This window comes from Acetatifactor muris (assembly GCF_024623325.1).
GTDB lineage: Bacteria > Bacillota > Clostridia > Lachnospirales > Lachnospiraceae > Acetatifactor > Acetatifactor muris.
The window spans coordinates 1-20,139 of record NZ_JANJZD010000025.1 but is presented as its reverse complement, the minus strand read 5'-3'; the positions used below and the strand labels follow the sequence as shown (position 1 = coordinate 20,139).

At 42.5% G+C, this 20,139-nt stretch carries 21 protein-coding genes, 5 tRNA genes and 3 pseudogenes; 26 read left to right on the top strand and 3 right to left on the bottom strand.

Annotated features, from left to right (window positions below; all coding sequences use genetic code 11):
• The first annotated feature begins 50 nt into the window (after positions 1-50).
• The 12 genes from rsmG (at position 51) to NSB25_RS20450 (ending at position 10,804) form a co-directional block, all read left to right on the top strand.
• Positions 51-773 (top strand): 16S rRNA (guanine(527)-N(7))-methyltransferase RsmG, encoded by a 723-nt coding sequence (gene rsmG, locus NSB25_RS20505; protein ID WP_103241393.1) that lies wholly within the window; start codon positions 51-53, stop codon positions 771-773.
• 183 nt (positions 774-956) lie between these two features.
• Complete coding sequence (locus tag NSB25_RS20500) at positions 957-2,264, top strand: GGDEF domain-containing protein (protein ID WP_242982558.1); 1,308 nt, start codon at positions 957-959, stop codon at positions 2,262-2,264.
• 119 nt (positions 2,265-2,383) lie between these two features.
• Entirely contained in the window at positions 2,384-2,911 is a 528-nt protein-coding gene (locus NSB25_RS20495) for a hypothetical protein (protein WP_103241391.1), read from the top strand.
• A gap of 39 nt (positions 2,912-2,950) precedes the next feature.
• Entirely contained in the window at positions 2,951-3,625 is a 675-nt protein-coding gene (locus tag NSB25_RS20490) for a response regulator (RefSeq protein ID WP_103241434.1), read from the top strand.
• 47 nt (positions 3,626-3,672) lie between these two features.
• A complete protein-coding gene (locus NSB25_RS20485; protein WP_306817672.1) occupies positions 3,673-4,671 on the top strand; it encodes a GNAT family N-acetyltransferase in 999 nt (332 codons plus the stop codon).
• Between the two features lie 656 nt (positions 4,672-5,327).
• Positions 5,328-6,089 (top strand): ParA family protein, encoded by a 762-nt coding sequence (locus NSB25_RS20480; protein ID WP_103241390.1) that lies wholly within the window; start codon positions 5,328-5,330, stop codon positions 6,087-6,089.
• A gap of 72 nt (positions 6,090-6,161) precedes the next feature.
• Positions 6,162-6,608: a class I SAM-dependent methyltransferase gene (locus tag NSB25_RS20475; protein WP_103241389.1), complete on the top strand. Its 447-nt coding sequence runs from the start codon at positions 6,162-6,164 to the stop codon at positions 6,606-6,608.
• Between the two features lie 116 nt (positions 6,609-6,724).
• Positions 6,725-7,639 carry a ParB/RepB/Spo0J family partition protein gene (locus tag NSB25_RS20470; protein ID WP_103241388.1) on the top strand — a complete coding sequence of 305 codons (915 nt, stop codon included), beginning with the start codon at positions 6,725-6,727 and terminating at the stop codon, positions 7,637-7,639.
• A gap of 25 nt (positions 7,640-7,664) precedes the next feature.
• Complete coding sequence (locus NSB25_RS20465) at positions 7,665-8,219, top strand: DUF4446 family protein (protein ID WP_103241387.1); 555 nt, start codon at positions 7,665-7,667, stop codon at positions 8,217-8,219.
• 8 nt (positions 8,220-8,227) lie between these two features.
• Positions 8,228-9,517, top strand: a complete 1,290-nt coding sequence (gene serS / locus NSB25_RS20460; protein WP_103241386.1) for a serine--tRNA ligase — start codon at positions 8,228-8,230, stop codon at positions 9,515-9,517.
• Between the two features lie 61 nt (positions 9,518-9,578).
• Entirely contained in the window at positions 9,579-10,457 is an 879-nt protein-coding gene (locus NSB25_RS20455; protein WP_306817674.1) for a DUF3881 family protein, read from the top strand.
• Positions 10,458-10,730: 273 nt separating this feature from the next.
• A tRNA-Arg gene (locus tag NSB25_RS20450) sits at positions 10,731-10,804 on the top strand.
• A 217-nt stretch (positions 10,805-11,021) separates the two neighbouring features.
• Here NSB25_RS20450 and NSB25_RS20445 read toward each other — a convergent pair.
• Positions 11,022-11,351: pseudogene (locus NSB25_RS20445) on the bottom strand (site-specific integrase); the annotation flags it as partial.
• 570 nt (positions 11,352-11,921) lie between these two features.
• On the opposite strand from NSB25_RS20445, the gene NSB25_RS20440 reads away from it, so the two are divergent.
• Entirely contained in the window at positions 11,922-12,926 is a 1,005-nt protein-coding gene (locus NSB25_RS20440; protein WP_146040137.1) for a transposase, read from the top strand.
• Here the strand turns inward: NSB25_RS20440 and NSB25_RS20435 are convergent.
• Positions 12,871-13,578: pseudogene (locus tag NSB25_RS20435) on the bottom strand (IS110 family transposase); the annotation flags it as partial. The gene NSB25_RS20440 and the pseudogene NSB25_RS20435 sit on opposite strands and share 56 nt — an antisense overlap.
• A gap of 293 nt (positions 13,579-13,871) precedes the next feature.
• Between NSB25_RS20435 and NSB25_RS20430 the strand changes: the two are divergent.
• The 12 genes and pseudogenes from NSB25_RS20430 to NSB25_RS20375 all read left to right on the top strand — a co-directional run bounded on the left by NSB25_RS20430 (position 13,872) and on the right by NSB25_RS20375 (position 18,489).
• On the top strand, positions 13,872-14,300 hold the full coding sequence (locus NSB25_RS20430; protein WP_242982555.1) for a recombinase family protein: 429 nt from the start codon (positions 13,872-13,874) through the stop codon (positions 14,298-14,300).
• Positions 14,284-14,526, top strand: coding sequence for a hypothetical protein (locus NSB25_RS20425; protein WP_257479307.1), 243 nt, complete (start codon positions 14,284-14,286; stop codon positions 14,524-14,526). Before NSB25_RS20430 ends, NSB25_RS20425 begins: the two co-directional genes overlap by 17 nt.
• Before the next feature lie 98 nt (positions 14,527-14,624).
• Positions 14,625-14,858, top strand: coding sequence for a DUF5348 domain-containing protein (locus tag NSB25_RS20420; protein ID WP_103241383.1), 234 nt, complete (start codon positions 14,625-14,627; stop codon positions 14,856-14,858).
• Between the two features lie 369 nt (positions 14,859-15,227).
• Positions 15,228-15,319 (top strand) — tRNA-Lys (locus NSB25_RS20415).
• Positions 15,320-15,362: 43 nt separating this feature from the next.
• Positions 15,363-15,617, top strand: coding sequence for a helix-turn-helix domain-containing protein (locus NSB25_RS20410; RefSeq protein WP_103241382.1), 255 nt, complete (start codon positions 15,363-15,365; stop codon positions 15,615-15,617).
• Between the two features lie 59 nt (positions 15,618-15,676).
• Positions 15,677-15,749, top strand: a tRNA-Glu gene (locus NSB25_RS20405).
• 4 nt (positions 15,750-15,753) lie between these two features.
• Positions 15,754-15,826, top strand: a tRNA-Glu gene (locus NSB25_RS20400).
• Positions 15,827-15,922: 96 nt separating this feature from the next.
• Positions 15,923-16,005: transfer RNA gene (locus tag NSB25_RS20395), tRNA-Tyr, on the top strand.
• Between the two features lie 57 nt (positions 16,006-16,062).
• Positions 16,063-16,836, top strand: a pseudogene (locus NSB25_RS29485) (DDE-type integrase/transposase/recombinase); the annotation flags it as partial.
• Positions 16,836-17,642 carry an ExeA family protein gene (locus NSB25_RS20385; protein ID WP_103241381.1) on the top strand — a complete coding sequence of 269 codons (807 nt, stop codon included), beginning with the start codon at positions 16,836-16,838 and terminating at the stop codon, positions 17,640-17,642. The pseudogene NSB25_RS29485 and the gene NSB25_RS20385, both read left to right, overlap by 1 nt.
• Positions 17,643-17,654: 12 nt before the next feature.
• Complete coding sequence (locus NSB25_RS20380) at positions 17,655-18,026, top strand: DUF6618 family protein (protein ID WP_103241380.1); 372 nt, start codon at positions 17,655-17,657, stop codon at positions 18,024-18,026.
• A gap of 283 nt (positions 18,027-18,309) precedes the next feature.
• The gene (locus NSB25_RS20375; protein WP_172455227.1) at positions 18,310-18,489 is read left to right on the top strand and encodes a hypothetical protein; all 180 of its coding nucleotides are present in this window, start codon (positions 18,310-18,312) and stop codon (positions 18,487-18,489) included.
• Positions 18,490-18,829: 340 nt separating this feature from the next.
• On the opposite strand, the gene NSB25_RS20370 is transcribed toward NSB25_RS20375, so the two are convergent.
• Complete coding sequence (locus NSB25_RS20370; protein WP_103241379.1) at positions 18,830-19,180, bottom strand: winged helix-turn-helix transcriptional regulator; 351 nt, start codon at positions 19,178-19,180, stop codon at positions 18,830-18,832.
• Between the two features lie 107 nt (positions 19,181-19,287).
• On the opposite strand from NSB25_RS20370, the gene NSB25_RS20365 reads away from it, so the two are divergent.
• Positions 19,288-19,989, top strand: coding sequence for an NADH:flavin oxidoreductase (locus NSB25_RS20365; RefSeq protein WP_103241378.1), 702 nt, complete (start codon positions 19,288-19,290; stop codon positions 19,987-19,989).
• The last annotated feature ends 150 nt before the right edge of the window (positions 19,990-20,139 follow it).

Genomic DNA, 20,139 nt, shown 5'->3' with positions numbered 1-20,139 from the left:
ACAGAATTTAGGAAAATCAAAATAAAAAGAATATAAAGCGGAGATTTTGTATGGATCAATATAATAGTGAAAACCTGGTAAGGGATATGAATTCCCTGGGCATTACATTAACTGACGGACAATTGTCACAATTAATGCAGTATTATGAGATGTTGCTGGAATGGAATCAGAAAATGAATCTGACTGCCATAACAGAATTTGAAGATGTAATGAAGAAGCATTTTATAGACAGTGCTTCTCTGATAAAGGCTTATGATATCAGCAAAGCTGTCTCTGTGATTGATGTTGGAACAGGAGCAGGATTTCCGGGACTGGTTTTGAAAATTATATTTCCTGATTCTCATGTGATATTACTGGATTCTCTGAATAAGAGAATTCAGTTCCTGAATGCTGTGATTGGCGCATTGAGACTGAAAAATGTGGAAGCGGTCCACGGAAGAGCAGAAGATTATGCGAGACAGGGAAAGTGGAGAGAGCATTTTGATTTATGCGTGTCCAGGGCTGTAGCAAATCTTTCCACACTTTCGGAATACTGTCTTCCCTTTGTAAAACAGAACGGATATTTTATTGCTTATAAATCCGAGAAATCTTCAGATGAAATGGAGCAGGCAGGCAAAGCTATTTCGCTGTTAGGAGGAAGATTGGAGAAAAAGGTTGATTTTATGCTGCCTGATTCAGATATCGGTCGGGTTCTGTATGTAATACAAAAGGACAGAAAGACACCTGTCCGGTATCCCAGAAAAGCGGGACTGCCGGGAAAGGAACCTTTGTAACATATAGTGTGACAGTTTACGGATCTGTCTGATCTGTTTTCAGAGCTGTTACAAAATAAGTTGTCAGTTTTCACCAAAATAGAGTATAATAGAACATAGGATTTAAAAGGATGGTGAAAACAGGTGAATGGTAATAGTAAAAAAACTGTAAAGGGAATCAAAATACGTACGATGAATATTTGTATGATTTTGATTTCTTTTATTTTGTACATAATGCTTATTCTTGCGACAATTAACGCTTCTTATCGATATAATCTGATGACTTCTGCCATGGAAGATTATATTGCCTGTGAGAAAAATGCAGATCTGGTAAAGGAAGGTTCGGATTACCTCACAGAGCAGGTGCGTCTCTATACGGTGACAATGGATAAAAAGTATGTGGAAGAATACTTTAGAGAAGTTTATACAGTAAAGAGAAGAGATTCTGCTCTGGAAGAAATGAAGGCCCTGCATCTGGGAGAAAAGGCGGGTGAATATCTTCAGAGTGCACTTGATAATTCTAATAAACTGATGGAAGAAGAAATTTATGCCATGAAATTGATTTCCGTGGCACAGGAATCGGATATGTCGCTTTTCCCGGATGTGGTTAAGAATGTGGAAATTAAGGAAGAGGACAAAAATCTGAGTTATGATGAAATGATAGAAAAAGCACGCAATATGGTTTTTGGCCAGGAATATCAGAATAAAAAAAGTGTGATAATGAATGATATTTCATTCTTCCTGAATAAGAATATTGATGATACTATTGAGAAACAGGAAGACAGTGTGCAGAATCTGAAACAGACCATGACCAGGCAACAGGTATTGATCAGCATATTGTTTGTTGAAAATATTCTGATGTTTTTCCTGATAATCGTATTGATTATTAAACCGCTGAAAATTTATATAGAAAATATAGAAGATAAGGAAAGGCTGGATATATCGGGGTCTTACGAGTTTAAATACCTGGCGCTGACTTATAATAATATTTATGAGTTGAATGCGGCGAATGAAGCAATGCTCAATTACCGTGCAGAGCATGATCCTCTTACAGGAATTATCAACAGAGGTGCTTTTGAGAATCTCAGACAGCTTCTGAAGCTGAAACAGATTCCCATAGCTTTGCTAATTGTTGATGTAGATAAATTTAAGTTGATCAATGATGGATATGGGCATGAAGTGGGAGATCTTGTTCTAAAAAAGGTGGCGAAGATTCTGGAAGAAAGTTTTCGTACTTCGGATTATACGGCCAGAATCGGTGGAGATGAATTTGCGGTTATTTTGACAGATATATTACCGGATATGAAATCTGTAATTATGAAAAAAATAAATGATATCAATGAGGAATTGCTTCATCCAACGGATGGTCTGCCTGAAGTATCTCTCAGTGTCGGCGGTGCTTTTTCTCCTTCCGGTTTCAGGGATGAGCTTTATAAAAATGCAGATTCTGCCCTTTACAGGACAAAGGAAAATGGACGTTGTGGCTGCAGCTTTTATGAAGGCGAGGATTAAGATAGATAGCCGCATTTTCCTATATACGGTGTAGGTAAGTAAAGCATACTATATAAGTGATTGTGATATATGTCGGAATTGTTATGTAGATATTTTGGTTTCGATGTAATGGAGATACTATGAGATTCGAAGATTATGATACTTTGCGTTCCATATTGAATGAATTTCGTCGGGAAAAGTCAGATATAGAAATTCAGATAGAACATAATTCAAAATGTATGAAAACGGCAGAGGCTTATCTCAGTTCTTATGTGGATTCTGTATCTGATGATTTTAGAATCTTCTCGCCGAGAAGGGCCGATACAGAAGAAAAGAGGAGAATAGAAAACGTTTCTGAGGAAAAGGCTGCCTGCGAGGAAGCAAATAAAAAGTTACTGTCAAGGGAAAATATTCTGACAGATTATGTCGAAAGACTTGAGAATGTTTTAGAGCATAGTAAAACAGAGAATACTGAGAGAAATGAGCAAATGGAAAGTATATGTAAGGATACACTTTCTGGTCTTGATAATCTGGTTCAGAGGATGGAAGGGTGCTTTGGTTATATTGAAAGGAATCCGGTTCAGGCAAAGCAGGATTTTATTATTATTGGGAGATATTTGAGAGAAATTGCAGATAAGCTGAGAGATTGTCTGAGGCAGGAGGAATGATTACAGGTTATCTGAAAATTGATTTGGCAGAGGTGGAATGTGAGTATAAGAGTAATGTTGGCTGATGATCATACTTTGGTGAGACAGGGAATCAGACAGTTACTTGAATCAGATAAAGGTTTCATTGTGACAGATGAGGCGGGAGACGGAAGAGAATGTATTGAAAAGTTGTTAAACTATCAGAAGCAGAATCAAATGCCGGATCTTTTGTTACTGGATATCTTTATGCCGGTAAGGACTGGTATTGAAGTTCTGCAGGATATAAGAAATAATGGAATGAACTTAAAGGTTTTGATTGTGACTGGTTTAAATGATAAAAATGATGAGGATTATCTGGTAAAGGTATTCCAGGCAGGGGCAGATGGATATCTGTTGAAAAATTGTGATTTTGCACAATTAAAGAAGGCAATTCATATTGTTTTGCAGGGAGAAAAATATATACAGTCTGAGCTGGCAAAGGTATTAAATACAAAAAGTGTGAGAGAGTTAACGCAGAATGACGAAATGAATAAGCTTGCTTTATTGACAGAACGGGAGAAGGAGATTCTGATATATGTGGCCAGGGGAATGCTGAATAAGGAAATTGCATCTTCTATGAATATTGCTGAAAGGACAGTTAAAAATCATTTGTCGCATATTTTCAGAAAAATTGATGTATATGACAGGACACAGGCAGCAGTTTTTGCCATAAAAAACGGTATGATTTTGATTTAGAATTGTTTTATTGAAACCTGTAATTTGTTTAAAGAGAAGGAGGTATTATGGTACCTGTAAAGTTGGAAGAAGAATTGTGGGATGTATATACAAAGGACAGAGTGAAAACAGGTAAAACACACAGACGTGGAGATAAGATGGAAAAAGGAGAATATCATCTGGTAGTACATGTCTGTATTTTTAACAGCAAAAATCAGCTTTTAATTCAACAAAGACAGCCTTTTAAAAAAGGATGGCCCAATATGTGGGATGTATCGGTAGGAGGATCTGCGGTGGCCGGTGATGACAGTGGACAGGCGGCAGAGAGAGAAGTGTTGGAGGAGCTTGGGCTGAAGCTGGATTTATCAGAGAAACGTCCTAGTTTTACCATGAATTTTTCGGATGGATTTGATGATTATTATATTGTTAAGAAGGATATTGATATCGGAAATCTGCATTTACAGAATGCAGAGGTAAAGCAGGTGAAGTGGGTAGGACGAGAAGAAGCTTTGCGTATGCAGAATGCCGGGATTATGGTTCCTTATTGGTTTCTGGATAAATTATTTGATTTAGGCGATATACATGAATTTGATGCACATGGTAACAGAGAAGGAGGATTAACAGTTGGTTTTGCTTCCTTTGAAAATGTGGAGTCCTGGATGAGTTTGGTTGAAATTGTAAGAGATAATTTTCCTGGCCTTGAGACAAATGAAGGAATAGAAGAATATTATCAAACTTTGATAAAGAATATAAAAGAGGAGAGAGCTATCTGTACTTTGGATGGAAATATGGTGACAGGCATATTGTTGTTTTCTGTAAAACATAATATGATTGGTTGTCTTGCAGTTCATCCGGAATACAGAAGAAAGAATATAGCTTCCCGTATGATTGAGCTGATGCTGACAAAGCTGGATTCTAACAGAGATATCTCAGTGGAAACTTTTCGGGAAGGAGATGAAAAAGGAATTGCTTCCCGGGCATTTTATATTTATATGGGATTTGTTCCTGGAGAGTTGACTGTCTCTTTGAATTATCCGACACAGAGATTTATATTGAAGTCAAAGTGAGAAAGAACTTACAGAGACGTTTTCATACCAATCAAGTATTTTTTGGTATGATGATAATGGAGTAATTTAATCATAAAGGAGTGGAAAAAGGATATTTGTATTTCATGGATGAATCTTGACATTGATATTCAGAATGATATGTATCAGTATCAGAGAATGATAATGGATGAAAATGCTGGGTTTTTAATAAAACGTGAATTAAAGATAAAAATGATTTCTGAAAAGTTACTGATATTATGAAAGTCAAAATTGCAGGGGGTGATTTTCCGAAAAGGTAGTTAAATTTAAAAAATCCAGTGATAAGTTTATTTATGTGGCACAGAATGTTTCACGTGAAACATTCTGTGCCGTTGTTATTTTGAACACAAGATAATGTTTCACGTGAAACATATGACCCAATATATTGTGCAGATATACGTGAAACATATAAATATTACTGTGAAACGTCAGAAAATTAATGCTTTCTATAATAATTTCAAACAAATTAAAACTCAGTTACTTCCACATTAACTAACTTTTGCTATTTTAACTGGAACAAAATTTAACTTTTATATAGCTATCTTTAACAATAAGTGCTATAATAAAAAACATGACTTACCTGAGACCAAAATGTAAAAGTAAAATAAATGATGTATCATATATGAAAGGAGTATACAATGGCAAAGACCATAGCGATTGCAAACCAGAAAGGTGGAGTAGGTAAAACTACCACATCCATTAATTTATCCGCCTGTCTGGCAGAAAAAGGCAAGAAAGTCCTGGTAATCGATACTGACCCTCAGGGTAATACTACCAGTGGTTTTGGCATAGATAAAAATAATCTGGAAAACACAATATATGATTTAATTCTCGGGGAATGTTCTATCAGTGACTGTATTATAAAAAATGTTATTTCCAATATTTCTATTGTGCCCTCTAATGTAAATCTGGCAGCGGCAGAAATAGAATTAATCGGAATAGACAGAAAAGAATACATATTAAAAAAAGAAGTAGACTACATAAAAGAAGAGTATGACTTTATTATCATTGACTGTCCACCTTCTTTGAATATGCTTACGATTAATGCTATGACTACAGCAGACAGCGTATTGGTACCTATTCAATGTGAATATTATGCTTTGGAAGGACTAAGTCAGTTAATTCATACAATTAATCTGGTAAAGGAAAGATTAAATCCTGATTTAGATATGGAAGGCGCTGTATTTACAATGTATGATTCCCGTACAAATCTTTCTATGCAGGTAGTGGAAAATGTAAAGCAGAATCTGAGTCAGAAAATTTATAATACACTGATACCTAGAAATATCAGATTGGCAGAAGCACCAAGTCATGGTATGCCTATAAACTTATATGATGCAAAATCAGCAGGTGCGGAAGCTTATATGCAATTAGCTGAAGAGATTATCAGCAATATATAATTTCTTATTTGAGTAGCTCAGAAAAAATATCCAGTTATATAAAATAATCAAATAATTAAAGGATAATTCATAATGAAAAAAACAGATACAGTTGTTGAACTCATCAAACAGGAAATTGAAAATAAAAAATTATTGGAAATAGCTTGCGGGAGTGGGGACTTTTCTCTTTCTGCTGTCCAATATGCAGAAGAAATTTATTGTATTGATATTGATGAAAATCGTCTGAATGAGAAGATTCATAATATAGAAAAGATAGAATTTAAAAAAATGGATGCGGCTGAAATGAGTTTTAGTGATGAGTCTTTTGATATTGTCGTTATTTATAATGGACTATATCACATTCAAAATCAATACGATAAAATTATTTCAGAATGTAAACGGGTATTGAAAAAAGAGGGATGCATGTTTATAATTGGAACATGGAAGCTGGATATTACTTTAATGACAGAAATGTTTCAAACAAAAGTAAAAAATTTAAAAGATAATTATATTGTCAATATTAAGGCAGAAGATTTATAATTATATTGTCGTGGTGATTTGAAAGTTATAAAATAGAAGTTTTAAATATTGAGCTATTAAAATCGGTTGGTTGATAAAGGGCTTGATGATAGATGAGTAGGGAGGGATAAGATAATATGGCTGGAAAATCAGCAAGAGGACTGGGTAAAGGACTTGACTCTCTGATACCAGATGCAGTGGGAGAGGCAAAGAAGAAAAAAGAAGCTGCCGCGATGAGTGAAATGGAAAGTACAGATAGCAAGGGTACTCAGGAAACAATTATAAAAATCACTATGGTAGAACCCAACAGAAAACAACCGCGTAAGAATTTTGATGAAGATGCATTGCAGGAGTTGTCAGATTCGATTAAGCAGGTTGGATTAATACAGCCGATTTTGGTGCAAGACAAAAAGGATCATTATGAAATTATCGCCGGTGAACGGAGGTGGCGTGCAGCAAAATTAGCTGGATTGAAAGAAATTCCTGTAATTATTCGAAATTATTCTGAGCAGGAGATTATGGAGATTTCCCTGATTGAAAATATTCAGAGGGAAGATTTGAATCCAATTGAAGAAGCACAGGCCTATAAACGGTTGCTGACAGAATTTAATTTAAAACAGGATGAAGTGGCAGAAAGAGTATCAAAGAGCCGTGCTGCAGTTACCAATTCTATTCGTCTGCTGAAGCTGGATGAGAGAGTACAGCAAATGGTTATTGATGATATGATCAGTACCGGCCACGCGCGTGCGCTTTTGGCAGTGGAAGACCCAGAAGAACAATACACACTTGCACAGCAAATTTTTGATGGAAGATTAAGTGTGCGGGATGTAGAAAAATTAGTGAAAAATCTGCACAAACCAGAAAAAGCAAAAAAGAAATCCGATGACAAAACCATGCAGGTCATTTATCAGGATATAGAGGACAAGCTGAAACAGAAATTGAGTACTAAGGTGACAGTTACCTCCAAAGGAGAGGGAAGCGGAAAAATTGAAATAGAGTTCTATAATCATGAGGATTTGGACAGACTGTTGGATATGATTGGAGAAAAGTAATTTATTTAAGTACAAAAGGAGATATATGATACAGGGAAACAGTAATTTTTTAAATCGGCTGGGACTGGAATCTTTTGATTTGGGATATATGGCCGTTGGAATACTTGTTCTTGCAGTTTTAATTCTGATACTGATAATTATATTGATCATTCAGATTGTCAAGGTAAATAAATTGAAGAAAAGACTAGATAAATTTCTTGCAGGTAAAGAAGGGGCCAGCCTGGAACAGGATATCATTGCTTTATTTGAAGACAACAAATTTCTAAAAAACAGTACTGACAAAAACAGAAAAGATATATCCATTCTGTTTAAAAAAATGGAATCCACATATCAGAAAATGGGCCTGGTAAAATATGATGCATTTAATCAGATGGGCGGGCAGCTGAGTTATAGTCTGGCTTTACTGGATGAAAATGATAATGGTTTCATTATTAATTCTGTTCATAGCGTGGATGGATGTTACTCCTACTCAAAAGAAATCAGAAATAGTGATAATCAAATTACTTTGAGCGCCGAAGAAGAAGAGGCATTGGCCATTGCTAAAAAGAGTATAAAACAGGCAGAAAAAAGAAAGGAATGAAATAAATTATGATTGATATTAAATTTTTGAGAGAAAATCCCGATATTGTAAAGGAAAATATTAAGAAAAAATTTCAGGATGAGAAAATTGCTCTGGTAGATGAAGTAATTACTTTGGACGCAGAAAGCAGACGGGCAAAGCAGGAAGGAGACAGCCTGCGTGCTTCCCGGAATAAGATTTCAAAGGAAATCGGTGCTCTGATGGCCCAGGGGAAAAAAGAAGAAGCAGAAGAAAAAAAAGCAGAGGTTGCTGCCAATGCCAGGAGATTGGCTGAGCTGGAAAAACTGGAACCGGAGCTTCAGGAAAAAATTACGAAAATTATGATGGTTATCCCCAATATCATTGACGAATCTGTTCCCATCGGCAAAGATGACAGTGAGAACGTGGAGATACAGAAATATGGAGAACCTCTGGTTCCTGATTTTGAGGTTCCTTATCATGCTGATATCCTGAACAGCATCAGCGGTTTGGACAAGGATGCAGCTGGCCGAACCAGCGGAAACGGGTTCTATTATCTCATGGGCGACGCGGCAAGAATTCATTCTGCGATGATTAGCTATGCAAGAGATTTTATGATTGACAAAGGATTTACTTACTGCATTCCACCTTTTATGATTCGCAGCAGTGTGGTAAATGGAGTTATGAGTTTTGCTGAGATGGAAGCAATGATGTATAAAATAGAAGGGGAAGATTTGTATCTCATTGGGACATCGGAGCATTCCATGATTGGTAAATTTAAAGGAGAAATCGTAAAAGAAAGCAGTCTGCCTGTAACCATGACTTCTTATTCCCCCTGCTTCAGAAAAGAAGTAGGTTCTCACGGAATCGAAGAGAGAGGAGTATATCGCGTACATCAGTTCGAAAAGCAGGAAATGGTTGTGCTCTGTAAACCGGAGGATTCTATGGACTGGTATCATAAAATGTGGTCCTATACAGTAGAATTTTTCAGGAATCTGGATGTTCCGGTGCGCACATTGGAATGTTGCAGCGGTGACCTGGCTGATTTGAAAGTGAAGTCCTGTGACATCGAAGCCTGGAGTCCCAGACAGCAGAAATATTTTGAAGTGGGTTCCTGTTCCACACTGGGAGACGCTCAGGCGAGACGTCTCGGAATCCGCACCAAGGGAGAAAATGGGACTTACTATGTGCATACTTTAAATAATACAGTATTGGCAACTCCCAGAGGGTTGATCGCTTTCCTGGAGAATAATGTAAATGCGGATGGATGCATCAGAATACCAGAGGCATTGCGTCCCTATATGGGTGGGAAGGAAAAAATCCTGCCGAATGCAAAATAAAAATACTATAAAAAAATAAAATAATATCAGAATAAAGAAGGTGAAATATTTGCATAAATATATGCGTGCTATTGGATTCAGTACAATGGAAAGCCGTAAAAAACTTCAGGAGCTTTTGACAGATGCAGTGATACATGCTGACAGGCGAAGTCTCGCCAGAAATCAAAAAAATATATTAGTAGGCGAATTTTGCAAAGATTTTGCCAAAGGTCTCGGCGTCGCTGTCTGTGGTGAACTGGATGAAGAAGACGGATTTATCTATGAATATTATTACCCTTATCTGGATGGCACCGGCATCACTTCTTATGAAGATGTGTCGGTAGAACGACATGCGGACAAAGAATCCTATGCTGGTGTGTGCGATGATATTAAGGTTGGCATTTCACTGATTTTTTACCTGAAAGATAAGATTCCCTATATAAGAGCAGAAGCGACCAACAGACTTCCTGTACGCGGTACAACACTTACTCTGTCCGCATTGTCAACAGGCGGCACTATATTGTTTCCCATTCAAAAGGACGCAGAACAGGAGCAGCGTGTAAAAAAGAATTCTGTCGCCAGGAACAATCTTATGGCAGCTGCCAGAAAGGGAGACGAAGATGCCATTGAGACATTGACTCTGGAAGATATGGATATGTATACTATTATATCCAAACGAATTCAGAAAGAAGATGTATTCAGCCTGGTGGATACTTATTTTATGCCCTATGGTGTGGAATGTGATCAGTATTCCATTTTAGGTGAAATCATGGCAATACGTCTGGTTACAAATGAGGTAACCGGAGAGAAAATTTATATTTTAACAATTTGCTGTAATGAGTTGACATTTGATGTATCTGTTAATATAATAGATGTATATGGCGAGCCACAGGTGGGCAGAAGATTTAAAGGCGTCATCTGGCTTCAGGGGAGTATCAATTTTCCGGAAGAGTTCGCATAGAATTCATAGTTGAATGACTTGCCTGTCAGCAGGTCTTTCATACAGGTCCTCGTAGCTCAGATAGATAGAGCGATCGCCTCCTAAGAGAACCTACAACGGAAACTTTTTGGAGGAGCAGAAGACCGCAAGCCACACACAATTTTATACACGTTTCCGTAGCTCAAATGGATAGAGCGACCGCCTCCTAAGTGGTAGGTGTTCGATTGCCAGAGCAACGTAAAATCAACAATTTAATAGCTGAATGACTTGCTTATTAGCAGGTTTTTCATACAAGTCCTCGTAGCTCAGTTGGATAGAGCGATCGCCTCCTAAGCGATAGGTCGGACGTTCAAGTCGTCTCGGGGACGCTGGAAAGCATTGAAAACACTGGATTTTTCAATGCTTTTCTTTTTTTGTCTCAAGAGAAAACCAAAAGTCAGAGGACTCGTTTTTTGGATATTTGTTATCAGCCATGCTGCTAAGAGGGAATCGAACACGAAACTGCACTTTCAGAGCTGTTGCTAATAATCTGCTAATTGCAGAATTAGCAGGTTTTAGCTGCTAATATCAAACTTTTTTCAAAAGTTATCCTTTCAGTGCTTTTGTCAGCATGGCAACCAGTTCCGGAGACTGTTCCAGTGCTGCGATTAAATTTGTCAGGTCAGTGCCGGTTTCTTCAGGCGGCTTTACATCCTTCAAAGGATTAACAGGATTTTTGGCATAAAACGTGGCCTCAAATTTCTGGGCGTTCACTTTTCTGTCCTCATCCAGGATATGTGCATAAACGTCGGTAATCATATCAATCTGCGCATGACCGGTATCCCCTTGTGTTGCCTTCAGGTCCCCATGGTTGAGCTTCAGCTTATAAGTTGTGCTGGAGTGGCGCAGGGAATGGAATACAACATAAGGCAGTCCTGCTTTCTCCCCAAAGAACAAATGACCAGCCACGATAAAAAGCTGATCTATAAAGTAAATATCCGGGAGGGGATAAAAACTTGAAAAAACTTGAAAAAAATTTGAAAAGATAAAAATAGCAGCAAAAGGATATGGAATATATAGTATATTCAAGTTGACATGATACAAGATATTGTGTTAATATAAACCCGTAATTGATTTTTATGCTTACCTGCAGACGGGGAACGGGGACAGGCTGGATATACCCGATATATCCGCACCTCCGAGGAAACCGGCAGGTTCCGGCTCCTTTCCGGGAGAACCGGGGCATACGCTGTTTAAGATTGTAAGTAGTGTCAGAGGATACCATGTATTAGCATGGCAGTCTTTTGGCACTTTTTTGTTTCCGCAGGATGTGTATAACTGTAAGGGACAAAAACAGATTTGTGGATCACCACACGCAGTATGGAATGGAAACAGTCAAGGGCCATTCCTTTTTTGTTGCCAGAAATGCCCATGAGGGCTTGTCCGCATAAGCGGCTGGATAAAAATAACCTCCGCAAACGGAGAGAAAAGAAAGGTGGAACGAAAATGAATGAGACAAGAGTATTTGCCGACGGATACCGCGGCGTATTCCAGAAGCAGGAGGATTTCCTTGAGTGCCTGAAAAGCATCGGCAGGAATTCGTTCTGGGAAAGGAGGAACTCCAAAAATCTGCGCCTGGTGGCGATCACCAGCGGGAGCAAAGTGGAGGAGGAACTGAAGGAGAAGTATGCAGACGAGGGGCTGGATGAGGACATCATCACGGATACCATCATCAACACGGGCCTGCTCCTGAAGGTAAGGAACCAGTATTACCCGGTAAGGAGCTGCGCGATCAAGAGCATCCTTGACCGCGCTGGGATCTCCGGCGCGGGGCTGCGCAGGGTGGAAAAGAGCGTGTATGCGCGAATCCTGAACGACTGCCTGAAGGTGGCAAAGGGCGAGGCGCTTCTGCGCATCTCGGAAGGAAAGGTCTCCGCCGTACTGGGAGGCGACTGCCACGATTATGCGGTGCAAGCTTTTCTTAAAAGCTTTGACATGGAGCAGGTCTTCCTGCATTCCGTGGACTACCTGACAGGGAACTTCAAAGGCTGCAGCTACCTTGCCGGCTTCTATGAGCATGACATGGCATCCGCCCTCTGGGAGCTTTCCGGGGAGGACGGACTGCTGGATGCCTACAAAAAGGAGCTGGCCCTGCACGGGAAGACGCCCGATGAGATGAAGCCGGTGGTAAGGATCACCACATCCGACACAGGCTCCGGCGGGGCGAACATCTTCCCCATGCTGGTATCCGGAAAGGAGAACACCACCATCAGCCTGGGCAGCCCGCTGCGGCTGGGGCACAGGAACGGCACGAAACTCAGCGAGTTTGACGACCAGTTAAAGCTCCTGTACGGGAAGTACCAGCTTGCCGCCGGGAACCTTGTGAAGCTGCTGAAGGTCGAGGTCATGAACCCTGTCAACTGTATGAAGGGCGTCATGGACAAGCTGGGAATTGCACGGAAATATGCGGCTTGGCCTTTCCGTAGATTTCTTCAGCTTTCGACTTGCTGAAGTTGTACTTCTTACGGCTGCACCACTTCTGATAGTGGTTAATAAAAGCAGTCAGGGACAATTTACGAACACAATCGACATGCCAGTAAGTGTCAATAAAGTCCACCCATTTCTGGCTGCCGTCCTCGCGGGCAGAGCTGTCGAAATAGGCATTGGCGCCTGGATAGGTCTGGTCGATGAGACCGATCAGATTGTTTTTCATGGCAGTTTTGTGTTTCATGTAGAAATCAAACTGGCGGTTCATGGTTTTAAGTTGGGAACGTAATTCATCCATAAGACTATACTGTTTTAGGTTTGCCCAGCTGTCAAGAGTATAGCGGGCGATTTTTACGGAATCTGCCTTATCGGTCTTGACTTTGCGGAGAGGATTGTCCTGTCCCTGGAAGTTACGGATGATCTGGGGATTCACAGCGCTTACAAAAAAGCCCGCCTGGGAAAGTTCACGTGCCACCGGTTCATAGTAGCGGCCAGTACATTCCATGACAATGCGAGTTTCACCATCAAGCTCCCGGATCCGCTTTATCAGAGATTGGAAATCTGCGGACAGATGAGGAACATCAAAGGGCTTTCCAACAGCCTTCCCACCAGGACGGAGGATTGCTACCGTGCTTTTTCGTTTGGAAACATCAATACCTACTGCGTTCATGTTCATAAAAATGTCACTCCTAAATAAAGATTGCAATTGGTCAGTGCCAGTTTTACTCATTGCCCATTCAATCTACTGTGGTGTGACACGAACGCACCGAGAGGGCGGCTCAACCTGCATAAAACGAACGCTGCGAATGAGGAGCTGGTTATCAGACTTTCGTACGGACGCGAAGTTCAAGGAGGTTTCCGATATACCGATTGCTCTTATCATTCTAACAGCTTAAGCAACAAGATGGATAATTCCTTACTGGCTGTAAGGGATACTAACCATAAATCTATTGTAGTAGGAGGACTGTCATGGCAGCAAAGAAGTTCGGATATGTGCGCGTATCCACCCGTGAACAGAACCCGGAGCGGCAGATCCACATCTTACGGGATGAGGAGGGCATCGACGAGCGCGACATCTATGTAGAGAAAGAATCGGGGAGACAGTTCGAGCGCCCGGTGTACCGCTCCCTGGTGGACAACATCCTGCGGGAAGGGGACCTGCTGGTGGTGACGGAGCTGAAGCGGTTCGGGAGGAACTACGGCGAGATCTATAAGGAGTGGTTCCACATCGCAAAGGAGATCGGCGCTGACATCAAAGTGACTTCCATGCCCATACTGGATACCACACAGTCGAAGGAACTGGTGGGGCAGCTTATCACGGATGTGGTGCTGGCGGTATTCGCATATGTGGCGGATAGAGGACAAACCCAACTTCGTTGGGTTGACGGAGCGCCATGAGCTGCAGCGCCAGGGCATCGAGGTGGCAAAGGCAGGCGGGAAGCACCTTGGCAGGCCGAGGGTGGAGTACCCGGAGAACTGGGAGGACTGCTACGGGAGATGGAAAAGCAGCGTGATCTCGGCAAAGGAGGCGATGACGCTCACAGGGCTCAAGAAAGACAGCTTCTACCGGCTGGCAAAGAAATATGAGTCGGAGCTGAAGGGTGCAGAGGAGGAAGAGTCATGAACAGAGATTTTGTAAAAGAATTTGCGAAAAAAATTCAAGAAAATAGGAGAAAGGGACTCTTTATTATATAGAAACATATTTTAAGAAGGAGGACATTTATGAAGCAGGGAACATTATTTTATGACAGGGAAAGCGGCAGGTACAATTTTCATTACACGGATGAGGACGGTGACAGGCGTGATTACGGCGGCATCCACTATGGGGAGGTCTTTGAATTCCGCTTGAATGATGTATGGATTCCCGCCCGTATGGAGATGGGCATGGATGACAGATGGTATCTGGTGGGGCTGCCGGGGCTTACGCTGGACGGGCTGGAGGTGAGGCAGGGATAGCAGACAGGAGGGCATCCATTAAATTATATTATCAGTATAATGACAAATCCGGGAATCGGTGTTATAGTGGTTACAGTAGAAAACGAAGAGGACGGATAAGTCCGGAAAGGAAACAATCATGACAACAGTTAATTTCGCTGCGAATGGTTTCGCAACAACTCCGGTTGTTTATTATCTGCATAGCGAACATTATGAGGCACTGTTCAGTAAAGAAAAAGAACAGAGTCTGGTTAAGATGCGCTCATGTAAGATAAGGAAAAGGCGAAAAACTGTGTGATGTCTGAAGGCAGGCTTTCTGGAAGGCTGCCGGGAATAGTCCATAGATTTCAAGTACCGCTTATCTTAAATGAGGTAGGCGGTATTTTTTATGTTCCATTAGCTCAGTTGGGAGGAGCACAAGGGATAGAGGGCATCCCTGACTTTTAATCGAGGAGTCATGGGTTCAAGTCCCATATGGAGCATTGCCGCCTGGATATTGATTCCAAATAGCAGGAGGTGAGAATCATGGTAAATCTGCCAACTATAGATATGATTAGGACAGGGCAGAACATAGCAAGGCTGCGGAAGCAGGCAGGGCTATCGGTAAGGGATCTGCAGGATGTTTTCGGCTTTGCCACGCCGCAGGCCATCTACAAGTGGCAGCAGGGTGTTGCCCTGCCGACCATAGACAATCTGGTGGTGCTTGCAGCGGTTCTGCAGGTACGCCTGGATGATATTCTGGTTACGGATAAAGCGGCGCAGATACAGATCAGCGCATGAATGGAAGATAAGAAAGAGAAAAAATAAGATAACAGCAGGCTGGAAAATGCCTGCAGTAGGGTCCCCTGGTCTAAAGGTCAGGACACCGGCCTTTCAAGCCGGAGGTATTGGGTTCAAGTCCCATGGGGATCATTATGGCTCCTTAGTCTAAAGGTCAGGATACCGGCCTCTCAAGCCGGAGATGTCGGGTTCGAGTCCCGCAGGAGCTACTGTGGCCATAGGACAGTGGCAGTAAAGCGAACGCAGTTCGCTTTGCAGATATGTGGCTCTGCATACGGGGGTCCGATTCCCCCTGGTCACATTATGGATGGGTATGCCTAGCGGCGAGGGCAGCGGACTGTAAATCCGTCACACAGAAACACCGCAGGTTCGAGTCCTGCCCCATCCACTTTACGTTTGCGTGTCCGAGAGGCTTATGGTGTCCGCCTTATCCTGATATCGGATAAAGGCTGACACATGCTATCTTCCTTATATCACGGAGGACGGCCGGCGCAGGAGGGTCTACTGCATCATGATTATCGATGACCATTCCCGCTTCCTGGTGGGCGGCGGGCTCTTCTATAACGATAATGCCTATAACTTCCAGAAAGTGCTGAAAGATGCCGTGGCCGCCCACGGGATCCCGTCAAAGCTTTATGTAGACAATGGATGCAGCTACTCCAATGAACAGCTCTCCCTTATCTGCGGCTCCATCGGCACCGTACTTTTACACACGAAAATCCGTGATGGCGCCTCGAAGGCAAAAATCGAACGCCAGTTCAGAACGCTCAAGGAGACATGGCTCTATACCCTGGACCTGGATTCCATCACCTCGCTGGCACAGTTTGGCGGGCTGCTCAGAGACTATATGCGCACCTACAATACATCCGTCCATTCCGGCATCGGCACCACGCCTATGGAGCGCTACCAGCAGACCCGTTCCTCCATCCGCATGCCCAAATCCAGGGAATGGCTGGAAGAGTGCTTCCTGAACCGTATTACCAGGAAGGTGAACAGGGACTCCACCGTCTCCATCGACAAGGTGTCCTATGATGTCCCCATGCAGTTCATCTCCTCCAAAGTGGAGATCCGCTTCCTGCCGGACGACATGGCCGGTGCCTTCATCCTTTACGAGGGGGAGCATTACCCCATCCGCCCTACGGATAAGAATGAGAACTGCAGGACGAAGCGAAACAACACGCCGTCCATCGATTATTCAAAGATCGGAGGTGAAGGCTGATGTCCCTTTCCTACTATGGGCTTTCCTTCAATCCCTTTGACAAGCAGAATGCAAAAGAGAAGGACCGGTTCCTCTCAAAGGACATCTCGGAAATGACGTCCCGGCTGGACTATCTCAAGGATACAAGGGGCATCGGGCTCTTTACCGCACGCCCCGGCATGGGCAAGTCCTTCGCCCTGCGCTGCTTCGCAAAGAGCCTGAACCCGAACCTCTACCACATGGAGTACATCTGCCTCTCCACCGGCAGCGTCATGGAGTTCTGCCGCCAGCTCTGCTCCGTCTTAGGGGTGGAACCGAGGGGCGGCAAGCCCGGCATGTTCCGCACCGTACAGAAGCAGATCCTCTACCTTTGCGAGGACAAGAAGCAGCCCCTCCTCCTGGCCGTCAATGAGGCACAGTACCTCTCCACCGGCATCCTGGAGGACATCAAGATGCTCATGAACTACGGGTACGACTCCCTGAACTGCTTCACACTCATCCTCTGCGGGGAGCCCCACCTGAACAGCACCCTGAAGAAGCCCGTCCATGAGGCCCTGCGCCAGAGGATCACCGTACACTACAACTTCTCCGGGCTGTCGGATTCGGAAGTGGCGCAGTACATCCTCCACAAGATCGCCTGTGCCGGAGGGCCGGCCTCCATCATCGACCAGGCGGCGCTTTCCGCCGTCCACAGCCACTCCCAGGGCAGCCCCCGCCTGGTGGACAACCTGATGACCGACGCGCTGACACTGGGGGCGCAGATGGACAGGAAGGTGATCGATACGGATGTCATCCTGGCTTCCGTCAGCAGCCAGAATCGCGGATAGGGGGCATGGAACATGAATTACACCTGTATCTTAAAAAGCAGCTCCCGCAGGGAGACCTGGACGGGGGAAATCATCCTGCTGGGCGGGGGAAACGGATGGTATGAAGCTGAGATTAATGGACGGGGGACTTACTTCCACATCCTCGCCGGACGCCATAAATATGGAAACTACCTGTGTATTCCCAACCACGATGTAGGGTGCGAGCTCTCCGATTTCTCCGATATCTTCTGGAATGAAGAAAGGATTGGCTCCCTCATGCGGAAGGTGGGTGCGGTGACTGTCACCGCCGGCCTGGTCCATCTGCCTGCCCTGGCTGCCAGGCAGATGAAAACTGAATACTTCATATGGGCTGTGGATCTCTTGATGGGATCCATTGCCTTTTAAGTTTCAGGAGGAAATCCATCCTGACAGCAGTGCGCCGCATTTTTGGCAGGATCATGCATTCACAGACAGCACTGCGCAGTCAATTGGATAAAGGTTGGAAAAATAATTCGCGGTTTGCGTCTCCCTCAATTCGCTGTCCGACACTGTGTATGGAAGCGGCAGGATGCCTGACAGCATTCCTTTCAGCATGGAAGGTCAGGAAAATTGTTCCCTGCAGTCTCATAAAGGCAGAGTAGGGTGAGAAGATTTGGATTGTATGGCTGATAAGGAAGGAAACGGATAAATGGTATATGATTGTCTGATGATAGAGGATGAGGCGCCGCTGGCGGAAAACACCAGTAAATATTTGAACCCTTCAGGGATAAACGCGGCGGCAGTATTCGGGCAGATAAACGGGATGATCCATAACCATTGTACTGGTGATAGTATCAGTTACCATGAGCGGCTGTGTTTATGCAGATAATAAGAGCTGGGGTGACATGACTTATGAGGATGCTCATGTACGGTAAAGAAGCAAGCAACCGAAAACAAGAGATAGACCGCCAGCACCACACTATTCCGAACCATAGAAAACAAAGACCAAAAGATAAGCATTATGGAAATTGTGCATAACAGGCTATTCCGTCATGGATAACTCTATTCACAGCACATGGAAAAGCGAAAGAGCCGCTTTCCTTTCGTCTGTCAAACAGAGTTACCCACAACTCCATAAGACAGCCAGTTATACACATTCCCACAATGCCGACTACTACGGAATCCCTTTCACCCACCCCTATTTAAAAATTATTGGAAATTCCATACAATTATGGAATTTGCCAACCGTCAGGAATATGTTCATGTCCCCATTTACAAAAAGCACTTAAAATTGGCATAATGCTTTTCCCCTTTTCCGACAAACGATATTCCACTTTGGGAGGTACTTGAGGATATTCTTTGCGTATAACAATGCCGTCATTCTCTAATTCTTTTAGTTGGCTACTCAGCATTTTATGTGTTACCTTTCCCAATGCCCGTTTTATTTCACTGTAGCGAAGAATCTCTTTTTTCCATAGCCAAAATAAAATGTGCATTTTCCATTTTCCATCTACTAAAGATATTGCATAGGCAAACGGGCGTACATCAATCTCTTTGCAGGGGATAGTGTCTTTCTTCATTTTATACTCTCCTTTTAGGTAGTATCTATCAAAAATGTGTGTTCTTTCTTTATCAATTATATCATGATATACTTATAAAAGTCCAGAAAAAACCAGGAGGTACGAAAATGAGTATATTAAACAGTCCAATCAAAATAGGCGATTTAACGATAAAAAATCGCCTTGTCATGCCGCCTATGGCTACGGCAAAGGCAACCGATGACGGACAGGTAACAAAGCAAATTTGTGATTATTACCACGAAAAATCCTTTGGTGGATATATTGGACTAATTATCACAGAACATTCCTATGTTAATCTCGAAGGAAAAGCTGGAAAAGGACAAATTTCCATAGCAGATGACACCAGCATCACCAGATTAAAAGAACTTACAACAGTGATACATGAAAACGGAACAAAAGTTATGGCACAAATCAGTCATGCGGGAGGCGCCGCCAACAGTGAAACTACTGGAAAGGCTGTTTATGGAGCAAGTGCATATCCAATGCCGAAAACAGGCTTTATCCCATTGGAAATGTCTTTGGCTGATATTCACAAAGTAATCCATGATTTTACCAATGCATCCATACGGGCAAAACAAGCTGGATTTGACGGAGTAGAAATTCATTCTGCACACGGATATTTGTTAAATCAATTTTATTCTCCATTAACCAACAAACGTACAGACGAATATAATGCACAAACGCTTAATGGACGGCTAAAATTACACAAGGAGATTATAAAGTCAGTCCGTAATGCAGTTGGTAATAATTTTCCTATTGCTATCAGATTGGGGGCTTGTGATTACATGGACGGCACGACAAACGCATGAGTAAATAAAATGTGAACAAACTGCTCCATTATCCGTTATAATGGAAATAAAAACGGAGATGGTGATATGGAGCAGTTACTGGAATGGATGGAGATCATCGAGGATGTCAGGCAGCACAGAAAAGTACGCCACAGTATAAAGGATATTTTG

Excerpts from the sequence above, each read along its gene's own strand:
- NSB25_RS20370 (WP_103241379.1), bottom strand. The coding sequence starts at position 19,180 with ATGAAGAAAGACACTATCCCCTGCAAAGAGATTGATGTACGCCCGTTT.
- serS (WP_103241386.1), top strand. The coding sequence starts at position 8,228 with ATGATTGATATTAAATTTTTGAGAGAAAATCCCGATATTGTAAAGGAA.
- NSB25_RS20385 (WP_103241381.1), top strand. The coding sequence starts at position 16,836 with ATGTCCCTTTCCTACTATGGGCTTTCCTTCAATCCCTTTGACAAGCAG.
- NSB25_RS20495 (WP_103241391.1), top strand. The coding sequence starts at position 2,384 with ATGAGATTCGAAGATTATGATACTTTGCGTTCCATATTGAATGAATTT.
- NSB25_RS20365 (WP_103241378.1), top strand. The coding sequence starts at position 19,288 with ATGAGTATATTAAACAGTCCAATCAAAATAGGCGATTTAACGATAAAA.
- NSB25_RS20455 (WP_306817674.1), top strand. The coding sequence starts at position 9,579 with ATGCGTGCTATTGGATTCAGTACAATGGAAAGCCGTAAAAAACTTCAG.
- NSB25_RS20375 (WP_172455227.1), top strand. The coding sequence starts at position 18,310 with ATGGTATATGATTGTCTGATGATAGAGGATGAGGCGCCGCTGGCGGAA.
- NSB25_RS20475 (WP_103241389.1), top strand. The coding sequence starts at position 6,162 with ATGAAAAAAACAGATACAGTTGTTGAACTCATCAAACAGGAAATTGAA.
- NSB25_RS20380 (WP_103241380.1), top strand. The coding sequence starts at position 17,655 with ATGAATTACACCTGTATCTTAAAAAGCAGCTCCCGCAGGGAGACCTGG.
- NSB25_RS20480 (WP_103241390.1), top strand. The coding sequence starts at position 5,328 with ATGGCAAAGACCATAGCGATTGCAAACCAGAAAGGTGGAGTAGGTAAA.
- NSB25_RS20465 (WP_103241387.1), top strand. The coding sequence starts at position 7,665 with ATGATACAGGGAAACAGTAATTTTTTAAATCGGCTGGGACTGGAATCT.
- NSB25_RS20440 (WP_146040137.1), top strand. The coding sequence starts at position 11,922 with ATGAATGAGACAAGAGTATTTGCCGACGGATACCGCGGCGTATTCCAG.
- NSB25_RS20470 (WP_103241388.1), top strand. The coding sequence starts at position 6,725 with ATGGCTGGAAAATCAGCAAGAGGACTGGGTAAAGGACTTGACTCTCTG.
- NSB25_RS20485 (WP_306817672.1), top strand. The coding sequence starts at position 3,673 with ATGGTACCTGTAAAGTTGGAAGAAGAATTGTGGGATGTATATACAAAG.
- NSB25_RS20500 (WP_242982558.1), top strand. The coding sequence starts at position 957 with ATGATTTTGATTTCTTTTATTTTGTACATAATGCTTATTCTTGCGACA.
- NSB25_RS20430 (WP_242982555.1), top strand. The coding sequence starts at position 13,872 with ATGGCAGCAAAGAAGTTCGGATATGTGCGCGTATCCACCCGTGAACAG.
- rsmG (WP_103241393.1), top strand. The coding sequence starts at position 51 with ATGGATCAATATAATAGTGAAAACCTGGTAAGGGATATGAATTCCCTG.
- NSB25_RS20420 (WP_103241383.1), top strand. The coding sequence starts at position 14,625 with ATGAAGCAGGGAACATTATTTTATGACAGGGAAAGCGGCAGGTACAAT.
- NSB25_RS20410 (WP_103241382.1), top strand. The coding sequence starts at position 15,363 with ATGGTAAATCTGCCAACTATAGATATGATTAGGACAGGGCAGAACATA.